General features: G+C 24.5%; 10 protein-coding genes. 3 read left to right on the forward strand and 7 right to left on the reverse strand.

Annotated features, from left to right (window positions below; all coding sequences use genetic code 4):
• Window positions 1–8 precede the first annotated feature (8 nt).
• Together trmFO and MYE_RS02155 are read left to right on the forward strand one after the other, a co-directional pair.
• Window positions 9–1,280, forward strand: a complete 1,272-nt coding sequence (trmFO, locus tag MYE_RS02150; protein WP_042733344.1) for a methylenetetrahydrofolate--tRNA-(uracil(54)-C(5))-methyltransferase (FADH(2)-oxidizing) TrmFO — start codon at window positions 9–11, stop codon at window positions 1,278–1,280.
• 58 nt (window positions 1,281–1,338) lie between these two features.
• Window positions 1,339–2,061, forward strand: a complete 723-nt coding sequence (locus MYE_RS02155) for an ECF transporter S component family protein (RefSeq protein ID WP_042733345.1) — start codon at window positions 1,339–1,341, stop codon at window positions 2,059–2,061.
• A 79-nt stretch (window positions 2,062–2,140) separates the two neighbouring features.
• On the opposite strand, the gene rplT is transcribed toward MYE_RS02155, so the two are convergent.
• The 7 genes from rplT to MYE_RS02190 form a co-directional block, all read right to left on the reverse strand.
• Window positions 2,141–2,500, reverse strand: coding sequence for a 50S ribosomal protein L20 (gene rplT, locus MYE_RS02160; protein ID WP_042733346.1), 360 nt, complete (start codon window positions 2,498–2,500; stop codon window positions 2,141–2,143).
• A gap of 20 nt (window positions 2,501–2,520) precedes the next feature.
• The gene (gene rpmI / locus MYE_RS02165) at window positions 2,521–2,715 is read right to left on the reverse strand and encodes a 50S ribosomal protein L35 (RefSeq protein WP_004426338.1); all 195 of its coding nucleotides are present in this window, start codon (window positions 2,713–2,715) and stop codon (window positions 2,521–2,523) included.
• Between the two features lie 22 nt (window positions 2,716–2,737).
• Window positions 2,738–3,283 (reverse strand): translation initiation factor IF-3, encoded by a 546-nt coding sequence (gene infC / locus MYE_RS02170; protein ID WP_042733347.1) that lies wholly within the window; start codon window positions 3,281–3,283, stop codon window positions 2,738–2,740.
• A gap of 220 nt (window positions 3,284–3,503) precedes the next feature.
• Entirely contained in the window at window positions 3,504–3,971 is a 468-nt protein-coding gene (locus MYE_RS02175; protein ID WP_042733348.1) for a PTS sugar transporter subunit IIA, read from the reverse strand.
• 73 nt (window positions 3,972–4,044) lie between these two features.
• On the reverse strand, window positions 4,045–5,769 hold the full coding sequence (gene ptsP, locus MYE_RS02180; protein ID WP_042733349.1) for a phosphoenolpyruvate--protein phosphotransferase: 1,725 nt from the start codon (window positions 5,767–5,769) through the stop codon (window positions 4,045–4,047).
• Between the two features lie 23 nt (window positions 5,770–5,792).
• Window positions 5,793–6,215, reverse strand: a complete 423-nt coding sequence (coaD, locus tag MYE_RS02185; protein WP_042733350.1) for a pantetheine-phosphate adenylyltransferase — start codon at window positions 6,213–6,215, stop codon at window positions 5,793–5,795.
• Between the two features lie 88 nt (window positions 6,216–6,303).
• The gene (locus tag MYE_RS02190; protein ID WP_052491408.1) at window positions 6,304–9,432 is read right to left on the reverse strand and encodes an STREFT protein; all 3,129 of its coding nucleotides are present in this window, start codon (window positions 9,430–9,432) and stop codon (window positions 6,304–6,306) included.
• Between the two features lie 156 nt (window positions 9,433–9,588).
• On the opposite strand from MYE_RS02190, the gene MYE_RS02195 reads away from it, so the two are divergent.
• The gene (locus MYE_RS02195; RefSeq protein ID WP_042733351.1) at window positions 9,589–15,003 is read left to right on the forward strand and encodes an ABC transporter permease; all 5,415 of its coding nucleotides are present in this window, start codon (window positions 9,589–9,591) and stop codon (window positions 15,001–15,003) included.
• Window positions 15,004–15,091 lie beyond the last annotated feature (88 nt).

Raw genomic sequence — 15,091 nt, forward strand, 5'->3', positions numbered from 1 at the left:
AGAAAGATATGAAAATAGTTAGAGTTATTGGAGCTGGACTAGCAGGTTGTGAAGCTTGTTATCAATTATTAAAAAGAAATTATTTTGTAGAATTATATGAAGTTAAATATTTAAAGAAAAATCCAATTCAACATAATGATTTATTTGCTAATTTAGCTTATTCTGATTCTTTTAGATCTAATTTATTAACTGATTCAGTTGGAACTTTAAAACAAGAAATGAGAATGCTAGATTCATTAATTATTAAAGCTGCAGAATTTAGTTCAACTGAATCTAATAACTCGTTAGTTTTAAATAGAATTAAATTTCAAGAATATATTACAAACTTTTTACAGTCTCAAAAAAATTTAAAAATCATTAAACAAGAATACGTTGAAATTGATCTAAATATACCAACTATAATAGCAACTGGACCAATTACAACTACTAGTTTAGAAAATTCAATTAGAAATTTAGTTGGTGAAAATAACTTTTATTTATTTGATGCAGTTGAACCTATGGTGTGAAAACAATCAATTAATATGGATTTGGTGTATCAACAAAAAGATGATCTTTATTGTTTATTAAATAAAGAGCAATTTGAAAATATTTATAATCAAATAATTAATGCTGAGATTTTTATCTCTCCTTTACCTGGTGAAATAAAAATGGTTGAAGATTATGGTTTAAAATCTCTTGAATCAATCGCTAGAAATAAAGAGCTATTATTAAAAACAATATTTAAACCAATTAAAAATAGTTACGCTAGTGTTAGATTAAAAAAAGATAGTGTTAAAGATAATATTTACACTATAGTAGGTTTTCAAACAAGTATTAAATGACCATTTCAAAAAAATATAATTAAAAGCATACCTGCTTTAGAAAATGCAGAAATATTAAGATATGGAGTAATGCATAAAAATGATTATATTAATAGTAAAGAACTTGTTAATGTAGGTTTTCAATTAAAAAATCATCCTAATATCTTTTTTGCAGGACAAATTACTGGAGTTGATGGATATGTTGAATCCGTAGCAAGTGCTATTATTAGTTCAATAAATCTTGACCGATATTTAAATAATAAAAAATTAATTATCCCAAGTGTTGATTCAACAATTGGAGCATTGTGTAATTATTTACATAAAACTACTGATCAAATTTTTCAACCAATTAAAATTAATTGAGCAATTGTTGGAAAAAATACAAAAATACCAACTAGTTTAATTGATAAACAAAAACTATCAAATAAAGCTATAAAATCCATTCAAAAATACATTTCTAAAATTAATAAAAATTATTAATATTTTTCTTTGCTTGGTATAATAAAGTAAACAAAAATAAATTATTTTGGAGGTTGAAATGGTTTATCCGATAACTACTGCAGTTGCTATATTTATTTTGATATCACTATATTTTATAGCATATCTAATGGATCGTAGATTTTTGAAAAAAATTAATACAAGTAGTATTACATTAATGGGAATGCTTATTGCATTAATTGTTATTCTAACTAACTGTATAGGTAACTCTGGTATATTTTTCAATACTAGATTAATGTTAGGAAATTTCGTTTTATTCTTATCAGGTATGATGTTTGGACCAGTTGGAGGAGCAATTGTTGGAACATTAAGTTGATTAATAGGACTAGGATTTATTCAAACATTTATTCACGCTTCAATTTTAGCAATGTATGTTTTATATGCTATGTTAGGTTCTTTAGTATTCTTATTTAAATCAGAATCAAAACTAACTTATGTAATCTTAGTATATTCATTCTTAGCTATAGCAAGTTTTCTAATGACATTCGTAGCTTTTCCAATCGCTTCATGAGCGAGTGTTGGTGGAGAAAGAACATTCTGACAATGAATGTTACTTCCAAAAAAATTCATAGTGTTTCCTTTAGACGTACTAATAGAACCACTTCTTATAATTCCTTGTTTTGAAGTATGTTTATTATTATTAAAAAATAACCCTACTGTTGAAGGAAAAACTTGAGCGACTAGATTTGGAAGTTTAGATCACTTATTTTCAAAGAAAAGATCTAAAAAGATAAGCTCTAATTTACAAAAAACTACTGCATAAGTAGTTTTTTTAATACCGAATATAAAGAATTAGATTATTAAGAAGAATAAAAAAATCGCTTAAAGCGATTTTTTAATAACTATTTGTTTAAAGCTTTTTTAGCAACTTCAACTAATGCTTTGAATTCTTCAGCGTTGTTAATAGCTAATTCAGATAACATTTTTCTGTTAACTTCAATGTTAGCTAATTTTAATCCGTGCATAAATGTTGAGTATGATAATCCTTCTGGTCTAACAGCTGCATTAATACGAACGATTCATAATGATCTAAAGTTACGTTTTCTTTCTTTACGTCCTACGAATGCATAAGCCATAGAACGAATTACTTGTTCATGTGCTTTTTTGTATGAAGATTTTTTAGTTCCGTAGTAACCTTTAGCACGTTTAATTCAACGTTTTCTTCTTGCTCTAGTTACTTTTCCAAATTTAACTCTTGCCATATTTCTGTTATCCTCCTATATTATCCTTGTAATAAACCTTTTAAGTTTTTCATATCTGATTTACTTACTACTGTCATTTTTTCTAAGTGACGTTTTTGTTTAGTAGTTTTACCTGTTGCACGGTGTGATCTATAAGCTTTACCTCTTTTTAAAGAACCATTTGGTTTTTCAATAACACGTTTAGCTAAAGATTTTTTTGTTTTCATTTTTGCCATAATGTTCTACTCCTTGTCTTAACTAATTTTTCTTAGGCACGATATACATATCTAAAAATCTAGAATTTAATTTAGCTTCTTTTTCAATTTTAGCTACATCACTAACTAAATCAAAGAATCTATCTAAAGTTTGTTGTCCTAAATCAACATATGCAATTTCTCTACCTTTAAATTTTAATGAAACTTTAACACGGTTTCCTTCTACTAAAAATTCTTTAGCCTTTCTTGCTTTAGTTTCTAAATCATGTTGACCAATATTAACTGTTAATCTAATTTCTTTGTTTTCTGTTTTAGCTTGGTGTTTTTTAGCTTCTTTTAATTTCTTTTGTTGTTCATATTTGAACTTACCATAATTTACTATTCTAGCAATAGCAACTCCATCAGGTTGAACACCAACTTGGTATAAATCTAAGTTTTTTGAACTAGCTAAAGATAATGCTTCTTTTCTAGACATAACACCTAGTTTTTCTTTGTTTTCATCAATCACTAAAATTTGACTAGCTCTAATGAATTCATTTATTGGTTCTTGATTTTTCATAGGTCTTGAATTTCTTTGTCTGTTATCCATGTAATTCTCCTTAAAATAAAAAATGTGCCATTAAAGAATTAGAAAGCACACTTATTGCATATAACCATTATAAAAAAGTTATTACCATTTTGCCTAATTGCTAATGGTGAGCGAGTGCTTCTTCTTTAAACAAGATAATTGTATATTATTTATTAATAAATATAAAGTATAAATTACAAAATTTTTCAAAAATAAAAGATATGCAATGCATATCTAATAATTATTTTAAAATAGCTACAACTTCACCTTGTTTTACTTTACCAAATTTAACAATTTCAATTGATTTTTCCATTGGATTTGTAAAAACAATTGGAGTTGTAATTGAAGGAACTTTTTTAGCAATTTTTTTAAGATCAACTGTTACTAATTTTTCATTAGCTTTAATCATTTGATCTTGTTCAACAACTGAATCAAATCCTACTCCCTTTAAAGTAACAGTATCTAATCCGATATGAATTAGAAGTTCAACTCCTTGTTTAGTTTGAATTCCATAAGCGTGTTTTGTAGGAAAAACAGTCATTAATTTTCCTGCAATTGGAGCAAAAAAATCATTTGAACTTGGAATGATAGCAAAACCATCACCCATCATTTTTTCTCTAAAAACATCATCTTCAACTTTATCTAAGCTAACAATTTCACCATCACAAGGTGCTAATATTTCAATATTCTTCTTTTTAAATGGTCACATATTAATCCCTCTTTTATCTACTATTTTAATTTTAACATTTAATTATTTTGTTTAAGTTTGATGTAATTCTAAATTATTTTAAATTATTTAAAAATTCATTAACTAATTCTAGAACTTGTTTTTCATTTTCACACTCTAAAGCTTTGTTTGATAATTCAACAGCTGAATTCATATCAATTTTACTCATTAATGATCTAGCTCTTAAAACTGAAGTAGCACTCATTGAAAATGCATCTAATCCTAATCCTAATAATATTGGTAACGCTTGAACATCTCCGGCCATCTCACCACACATACCAACTCATTTATTATTTTTATGACCACCATCAATTGTCATTTTAATTAATTTTAAAATAGAAGGGTTTGTTGGTTGATATAAATAAGACACGTTTTGATTCATTCTATCACTTGCCATTGTATATTGAATTAAATCATTAGTTCCGATTGAAAAGAAATCTGCATATTTACTAAATTGATCAGCATTAACTGCAGCTGCTGGAATTTCAACCATCATTCCGATTTGAACATCTTTATCATATTTAATATTTTCTTCATCTAATTCTTTTTTACAATCTTCAACAAATTGTTTAGCTGATCTAAACTCATCAATTGTTGCAATCATAGGAAACATAATTCCAAGTTTACCAAATGCTGAAGCTCTTAATAAAGCACGAATTTGATCTTTAAAAATATCTTTTCTATCTAATGTAAATCTAATTGCTCTATAACCTAAAAATGGATTCATTTCTTCAGGAAAACTAAAGTATGATAATTTTTTATCTCCACCAATATCTAAAGTTCTAATGATAACTAGTTTTTGATCCATATCAACTAAAACTTTTTTATAAGCTTCAAATTGTTCTTCTTCAGTTGGGAAATGATCGTTATCCATGTATAAAAACTCACTACGGAACAATCCAATTCCTTCAGCTCCTGATGCTAAAACTCCTTCAACATCATTAGGTGAACCAATATTTGCTTCAATTAATTTTTCAATACCATCTTTTGTAAGAGAAGCTTTATCTTTAAATAATTTTAATTCAGCTTGTAGTTTTTTATATTCAATTGCTTTTTGTTGGTATTTTTCAATATCAGTTTGATTTAATTCTAATTCAACAACTCCACTTGCTCCATCTAAAGCAATCATTTCTCCATCTTTAGCTTGACTAGTTATTGTTTTTAATCCTAAAACAGCTGGAATTTCTAAACTTCTAGCCATAATAGCAGCATGACTTGTTCGTCCACCAATGTTTGTTAAAAATCCTTTTACAAAATTCTTATCTAATTGAGCAGTTTGACTTGGAGTTAGATCTTCAGCAATAATAATAACTTCTTGATCGATTGTTGAAAGATCGATAATTTTAATATTTAAAATGTGTTTAATAATTCTTGTTGCAACATCTTTAATATCACTACTACGTTCTTTAAAATAAGCATCATCCATCATGCTAAACATCTCATAATACTTATTAGTAACTTCTTTTGTTGCATAATCAGCATTAACTTTTTCTGAACTAATTAAAGAAATAATTTCTTCTTTAATCATTGGATCATTTGCAATGTCTTTGTGTGCATCAAAAATTGCAGCTTTTTCTTCTCCTAGTTTTTCAAATGTAATTTTTCTTAAATTTTCTAGATCATTAACTGATTTTAAAACTGCATCTTCAAATTTTTTAATTTCAGCATCAACATCTTTAATTTCTAATTTATTAACTATAATTTCTTCTTCATTAATTATAAGAGCTTTAGCTACTGCTATACCTTCACTTGCACCAATCGCTTTAAGTTGTTTACTCATGATCAATCTCCTTATTCTAATAATTAATTTTTATAAAATTGTATTTCTTTAATTGCACTAGATGATAATTGTCTTTTTTCTACATCACTTATAAAATAAACTATTTCTATATTTGGATCTAAACTTTTAAATCCATCATAATAATTTAATTCATAATCAAAATCTTGTTGACTTCTTAATCCTCTAACAATATATTTAGCATTTAATTTGTTAGCTATATCAGTTGTTAATTGATCTTTATTTGCTATAACTGAAATATTTTTAAAATCTTTAGTTAGATTAGTTATAATCTCAATTCTTTTTTCAAAACTTAAGAAAGTAGATTTATTAATATTTTTACTAACTACTATGATTAACTTATCAAATAAAGAACTTGCTTTTTTTACTATATTTAAATGACCATCGTGAAACGGATCAAAACTTCCAGGATAAATAGCAATTTTCATAACAACCTCTTTTAATTTTCATAATTTAATTATAGTTAATTAATATAGCTTTTGAAATTAATCTCATAAAAAAACAGTAACATAATTGTTACTGTAATTGATTTTTATAATTTAAAGCTACAACACTTTCAATGTTTCAATATGAATTATTATTTTCTTCTTTTTTAAGTGTAACTTCAAATTCTTGACCAATAATATTATTAAATTGAGAAGTTGAGAATTTAGTTCTTATTAATTTATATTTAATTTCATCTCTTGATGAACTAATGTGTTTAGTTGTTCAAGCATCTTTTTCATAATATTGACCAATTTTTTGATATTCTTCTTTATTAAGTTCTTTTTGTTTGTTATTTAAAACAAAACTTAAAGCTTCAAATAATGAAGTAACTGATTTTTTATTATTTACACTTACATTGTAAAACTCATCATTAATATTTAATCCACCTAATAAAATACTTAAGCTGTGTGATATAGATTTTTTAATAAATCCTGATTGATCTATTCCTATTAAATATCTTAAAGGAGAAACTGATTTATCAATTGTAATTTCATTAGTTAAATCTTGACCATCTAAAGTGAATTTAATTTTATCTCATAAGAAATAAGAATTTTTAGGTTTAGTCTGTCTATTATTTGAATCATGAGAATCTATCGAATCAATAATAGTTTTAAGAATATTTTTATTTTCAACTTTATCAGCATTTCGAACTGATGAAGTTGCAGTCACTTTAATGTATAAAGATTTTAAAATATGTCCTATTGCTGAAATATCAATTCCAATAGATTCTTTAGGGTGTATATCTAAGTATTGTTCAACTGATGTTCCAATTCTATCTAAAAATAAATTTAAAGGTTCATCATTAATTCCTTCTATACCAAGTGCTTTTAATTTAGATAACGGTACATTTATATTTTTTAATGATGGAATGTTTCTATAAAATGCATCATTTGGAATTATTCTTTCTCCTAAAACTTCTATAGCATTTTTAACATCAGCTAAAGAATTAATAACAGCAGGTTCAGCTTTATCTTTTTGTTTTACTGGTTTATTGTTTGTTATTGCTTTAACAATAGGAAGTAATGGGTTGGTATTATCTTTAATATCTGGAACAATGAAATCAGCTCATTTTTTAGTAAATTCAGTTGCAAAATTTCCATTCTCATCATATAAAGTTTTAATTAAATCATATTCAGGAGTTTTAATATCTGATTGTTTTTTAAAATAACTGGTAGCTTTTTCTAAATATGCTGGAAATCATTTTGTTTTATTTATTCCTGATCTTAGACTTTCTACAAATTCGCTAGGTGAATTTATAAATTTATATTCAGTTAATTTATTTAATATCGTTCTTAAAGGGTCTAAAACTTTATTGATATCTTTAACTACATTTGCTAAAAATGAAACAATATTTCTATTAGGAAGATTAATTACATCATATATAGATCAAGCTTCAACAACTTTTCCAGGACCTAATCCTAAATATAACACTAACTCACTATTATTGTTATCAATATATCTTATATCTAATATATCGCTAAATAATTTTCAAATATTACTTATATTTATAAATGCATCTTTAAAACTAAAATTAAATTCTTTATCTCTGTAAAAAATATGTTTTATAAAATTTAATAGTGTTGCACTAATATTAGAAGAAGCTGAAAATAAATTTTGTAAAGCATTTATAACAGTAGTAATAATACCTTTTTCACCAAAAATATAAACATGACCTGTTACAAAGTTAGTGTCAAAAAATCTTGTACCAGATCAAATTTCTATGTTTAATTTATTACCATTAAAATAAGCTTTTTTATGTCCTGTACTAACTTTTTCAAATAATTTATTAATTTGATCAGTTATTATTTTTTTAACATCATCTTGACGTTGTTCAACAAATCCTTTAATTATAGGAACAAAATATTTTAATACACCAGATAAATTAAGTAATAATCCTTGAACTGAGTTAATAACATCAAAAAATAAATTAGAAGTTCCTAAATTAGTTGGTTTATTTTCTGAATCAAAATAAACTTTAGATTTATCTACTCTTTTAAACATAAAATCTAAAAAACGGTTAGCATATTTTTCTTCTTGCATTACTTTAGCTAAACCTTTAATTAAAACTAATAAATCTAATTTGTCTTCAGCTAATATTTTAAATGACTCAACTCTTTTATCTAACAATTCACTTATACTTAATTTTTCATTAACTACATAATACATTGAAAAGTATAATTCACTTTTTATATATCTTAATAATTCAGGTAGCATTTTGATTAACATTTCACGGTTAAAAACATTTTTAAAACTATTAAAAGCATTTTTTAATTTATCTATAAATCCAACATCTTTTTTACCAAATTCAGTTGCAATAACTTCATAAACTGTTCTTAAAATAAAAGATGATAAGTCATTTGCTAAATTATCAGTATTATGATTTAAATGTGTTTGACCTGTAATAGCTGTTGAAAGACTATTTAATTCTTTATTAAATAATTGTCTTACGTTTAAGTTTTTATAAAAACTAGGATCTAATTTATGGTTATTAATTAAAAATTCACCTATACTTTTAAGTGTTTTTTCATTATTAACAATGTAATTTATTACTTTTTTTACAATATCATTATCTCTTATACTTTTAATAACACTATCTGTTTTTAAAAGATTTTTTTGAATTAAATCAATTCCTAATCCTAAAGTTTGAGATGAAATACTTGCTAAACCATTTTGAACAATAGATAGTTGATTAATTAAAGGTTCAATACTATCTGGAACGATTGAATCAGGTGATTTATTAGTTATATCTTTAAGTTGATTATTATCATTTTTATCTATATATTGAATTTGTTTAGTAAAAAGATTATTACTTTTACCAAAATAACTTTCTAAAACATCTCCAATTTTAGCATCACTAACTGAACTATCATTATCTGGTTTTCATATAAATTTAGATCCTAATTCATCAATTACTTTTTTATTAGCTAAACGTTGATTAATATAATTAGCATCAATTCCTTCTTCATCATTTAAAATTTTACCTTTAACAGCATAAGAACTTAGTTTAATATAATTTTCAACACTATTAATAAATTTATTTTTCTTATTATCTACATAACTAGAAGTAAAACCTAAAAAAGCACTTATAACAACTAAAAGCATTAAAATAGGTACATATCATTTTTTATAATCTTTTAATGATTTTCATAATTTAGCCATTAAATTAAACCTACTCTCCTTTTAGTTTTTTATAAGATAAACAAATAAATTTAAACATAATAATTATTAGATTTATCATTTCAATACTAATATTATATAATATAAGCATGTAAATTGTACATTAGCGTAAAAATACTATTTTTAAAGGTGGGTTGTATGAGAAATTTATTTTTAATGATTAAACAAGGAATGAAATGGATCTATAATTTAAAGTTACAGTTAATTATAATTATGTTTTTAACTTTTATAGCTTCAACTATTTTAACTATTTCATTTACAACTAATCAAAGACTAGAAAAAGAATACAACACAGTAGTTAATACAAAAAAAACACCTAAATTCGATTCAACTTATAATATTACAGTTGGAAGTAAAGCAAAACCTGAAAAAAATAGTACATTATTCTTACCGATATTTGATTTTATTAAAAAAGATTGAACTGGTATGAAAGAATCAAATAACTATAATATAGTTTTTAATAATATTTATGGTTATGATACTTTAATAACTAAAACTATTGAATCAGATGAATTTAAAACAGCTTGAACATCTTATTTAGATATGTTTGATATTAAAAACAACAATAAAGATGGTGTTACAAAAGTAGCTGAAAAACAAGAAAAATTTGATTTTGCTATTGATGATGCTTTTTTTAATACAATGATTGATCTTATAAATAGTGATGATGAAAGTATTAAAGATACTGTTATTTATAAATACACTCAAAAAAATAAAGATTGATATAAAGATTATTTAATAGATAATGGCAAAAGTAATTGATCAAAATTTATAAATGATAAAGAATTTGAAACATTAAGAAATACTAAAAATCAAAATTTAAAAATTTATAATTACTCATATTATGCTTTTGAATCAATTAGTCAATATCTTTTTAAAAACGTTAGATATTTTATAAGTCAAGAATCAGAATTATTAGATAAAATAAAAGAACTTAATACTAGAGAAGACGTTGCTAAATTATTTTATGAATTTTTCTTTGGTAAACAATGAGATGAAAAAACTAAGATAGAAGAAAAATACATAACTAATAAAGAAAATAAATACACATTGCAATTTGATAAAAATCCTAAATCAGAATTTGAAAATATAATTACTCTTAATAAAGATAAAAAGCAACAACCAACTGAAGATGATGACTTTTTTAAACTTATAGTTTCAAAAGGTTTTAGAGGTGTTTTAAGACCAATATATATTAAAGGTTCATCTGATGAAATTGAAAAAGTTGAATGATGAAATCAAACAAATGAATTAGAAGGTAAATTATCTGATCTTAATAAATATGTTCAGAATGTAGATAAAATCGATGCTTTTAAAACTAGTGGACTTGTTAACTTTTTAGCAGTTAATGCTGATGAGTTTGCAAATATCAGATCTAAAGCTGTTAACTTTTATTCTACTTTAGAAAAAGATGGTGATAATGTCTTAGTTCCTGTGGCTAGACAATATACAATTACTTCTGCATTTTTAACTCATAATTTACTTGCAGCTAATGCTAATGGGTATGGTTTATATATAAGACCTGAGATCATTTTTACTGATCATGTTACTAAAAAAACTTATAGAATTGTTGATATAACAAATACCGAGTTTACTAATTATGAAATGTTAAAAGGAGAAGAATCAGCAAGTCCAAGTGAAATAACTGTAAGTAAACAATTTGCAAAAGCAAATAAAATTAAGATCGGTGGAAATATTTCACTAGGTCAACAATCTTCATTATTAATTACAGGGTATTCAACTGATACTTATTCATTCTTTCCAACTTCAGATCCTAAAGTACCACTACCAAAATCAAAATCTGGTGGAATAGTTTATGCAAAAAGATCAACTATTACTAATATATTAGGTAAACAAGATAAAGCAGATAACAATGATAATACTTCAATGTTTAACTTCTTTTTATATAAACAAAAAGATGCTTCTAATTTAAATCAAGTATATCTAGATCAATTTGCTGATTCTTCAAAAATATATAACAATATCAGTCGTTCTAGTGATGCTCAAACTTTCTATTCTAAATTTAGCTTTAAAGATTCATTTTATTCATTGAACTGAACTTTATATGAAAGAGTTAGTTATTATTATAATCTAACAACATTGCTATCAGCTATTATAATTGCTATGGTTACAAGTTTAGCAGTGTTTTATGGAGTTTATAAATCTATTAAAAATAATGCAAAACAAATCGGTATTTTAAAAGCTAATGGAGTTTATGCTCAAGTTATTGCACTTTCATATTTATCATATTCAATAATTTTAACTTTAACTGTTATTCCACTTGGATGAATGTTAGGAACAGTTTTACAAGTTCCTTTTGTAGGTATTTTACAAGATTATTTTGGATTGAAATCTAATATTATTGCTTATAATAGTTCTTCAATTTTAATAACTATATTAATATTTGGTGTGATACTTGGAATATTTTCTTATTTAATAGCTTTATTAAATATTAGAAAACCTGTATTAAATATTATTAATAGAACTGATAAATGAAGTAAACCTGTTATTACTAATTGATTAAGTGAACATGTATTTAAAAAAGTAAGTTTTTCTAGAATAATAACTTTTAAAATTGCTGAAGCAGGTAAAAAACCATTAATGTTATTAACTGGATTATTATTTGTTGCAACATTATTTATTTCAGTTGCTGTTGCTCTGCCAAGTGTAGCAATAAATGCTAAAGATAAATATTTTAAAAATATTAAATATAATAATGAATATAACTTAACTGATAGTTTAACAAATACTCCTTTAGGAAAAGATTCTATTAATATGTGATATGGTCATGAAAGTTTATCAAAATTTTCAAAAGCAACTAATCTAAATGGAAGAAGTATTGAATATTATGAAAATCCAAATGATTATTTAAGAAATATTTCAAACAACTCAGCTTTACCTTCACTTATTTATAATGTTGAGTCAATTGATAAAGATTTAACTAAAGCAGAAATCATCAATCCTATAAAACTTTATGTAAATCAATATATGAAAACTGGAAACGCTGATCTACCTGATAAATTATTAGGTTGATTAAGTTATCAATTTACAATTGCTAATGGTCGAGCACTATCAATTGGAACAGTTGAACAGTTATATAGTTACTTTTTAAATGATGTTGATTGAGATAATAAATTTAATAGTGATGATGATAGAATAACAGAAGTTAATAACGCAGCAACACCTTTAACTACTATTGCAGGTCAAGCTATTAGTCAAATGTTTAAAATAAAAGATGCTAAAATTGATGATTGAAGACAAACAATGCTAGACTTCTTATTAGCTTATACTCCATCACTTGTTAAATCATATTTAACAAGTGAATCTAGAAAAGAACAATTAAGTTTTGGTTTTCAAACTCAAAGTATTGTTCCTAAAAAAGATCAACTAGCTACAATGTTTACTCCTTTATCTAATAATTCAAAAACTTCATATAATGTTTTAGGATTAGATAAAACTGAAGATTCATTAAATATAAGAAAAAAAGATAAAGAGAAAGTATTTTTACAAACTAGAGATTCTAAAGAAATAAATAAAGTGTTTAACCAACCTAAAGGTTCAGTTGATCATGATATTTATTTAAATAGTGGAGTAAAAATTTATGATCATCAAACTAATACAGTTATTGTTCCAACAATTATAAATAAACCATTAGCATCTATTATTGATTCAAATTCAGATAAAGTATTAGAAAATATTTCAACAAATAATAATCAATTAACATTTAAAGATAAAAATGGAAACTTTAATAATTTACCTCGTCAAGCATGAATTTATGATGACACTGATTATGTAAATACAACTTATGTAAAAAACTCATCATTTATTAAACCAATGCAAAATACTAATGATCATGAAACTATAAATAATTACGAAGTTGTAGGATCATCAGATAAATTAAGATACTATTTAAATCCTTATAATTTAGATACAAATAAATTTACTCAAAAACAAGTTATAGATCTTTGATCAGATCAAGAAAAGCTTAAAGAATTAAAATTAAAAAAAGATAAAGCAGCCGAATCAGAAAACCCTGAAAGTGATCAAAAAGATCAAGATCTTTTAAATCAAATTGATTTTTCTCATGATGGAATTGTTAAAGACTCACCATTATTTGGAGACTTTGTTATAAAAAATGATGGTTCTATTATTCGTTCATTTATAAGACCTTATTATCAAATGAGAAACTTATTATTATTTATTCCTAAACATGATGGTGTTAGCTGACAAGAATATGCAGCATATGCAAGTAAATGAGATAAATATGATGATGTAACTACAGTTGATGAGGATTACATAAAAGATTTAAAATCAACTGATGACAAAATTAGAAATATTAAACAACCATCAGTAAGTGAAATACCAAACTACATGGTTCCTCAATCAGTTAAAGATGCTTGAAATTCTACATTGAATGTTGATTATAAAAATGAATATATCGTAATCAGACCTTATGATTTTTCATTAAATCAAAAAAGAGAAAATGATAATGATAAAGCATTTGAATATTTTGTTTTTGATAAAGATGGGGAAATATTAGGTGTTAAAAAACAAGCATCTAATAAATTACTAGATAATTTAGTATTAGATGGAGTTTCACATTTCTATAGAAGAGCACTAGGTCAAAGACATAATGTTGCTCCAATATTAAAAAACGAAAATAGACAAGTTACATACGTTAACAAAGATTTAAAAATTAAATTCAAAAAAGTTGCTAACTTAGAATTATATGGAAAAGCTATGGCTATAGTTGATTCAGATCTAGCAAACTTAATTTATGGTTATGATACTTCAAGATCAACAAACTATAATTATCAACCATTTGATACTTCAAGAGTTGAATCTACAGGTAAATACTTCAAAAAATATAAAGCAACAAAATGAAATAAAATATCAACAAATGATGCTTGAAAAGACAGTTTCATAGGTTCAGAAGATGCATATGCTTATTCACCGCATTACTACTTTAATACTTTATATTCTAATGTTAAAGAACCGCTAGGAATTTCAAGTGCTATATCAATTGTTGCTGATAAAAAAATCGGTAATGCTATATTAGATATAACTGAATTTAGTGATTATAAAGCTTCAATCACAAACCTTCAATTCATAGCTGAAATCAAACAATTATTAGATCAATTAGCAAAAACAGCTGTTTATGTAGCTATTATTATAATTCTATCTGTAGCATTAGCTGCTGCATTATTAATTATGTTAGTTGTTGATATTTATGTAGCTGAGTATAAATCATTTATGATAATGCTTAAATCTATGGGATATACTAATGCTCAGATTGTTGATTTTACAGTTAGAATATCAGTATTTGTAAGTTTAATAGTAGTTATACTTACTGTTGCAATGGTATTTGGAATAATAAGCATTATAAATACAATACTATATGTAAAAGGATTTGTTCTTCCGATTGGATATAGTTGAATAGCACCACTTGTATCAATACTTATGATTTTCTCATCATTCTTCAGTTCATTATGATTATCAACTAGAAAGATACGTAAAACAGATGTAAGTGTAGCTATTCATGCAAATGATTAATATTATAAAAAGATCTGATTACTCAGATCTTTTTTTGTTATTATTTTTTATTCTTTTAAATCATTTCTCAAGTTAATCACTATATACA

Origin of the sequence: Mycoplasma yeatsii GM274B, assembly GCF_000875755.1 — a bacterium.
Taxonomy (GTDB): Bacteria; Bacillota_I; Bacilli_A; order Mycoplasmatales; family Mycoplasmataceae; genus Mycoplasma; species Mycoplasma yeatsii.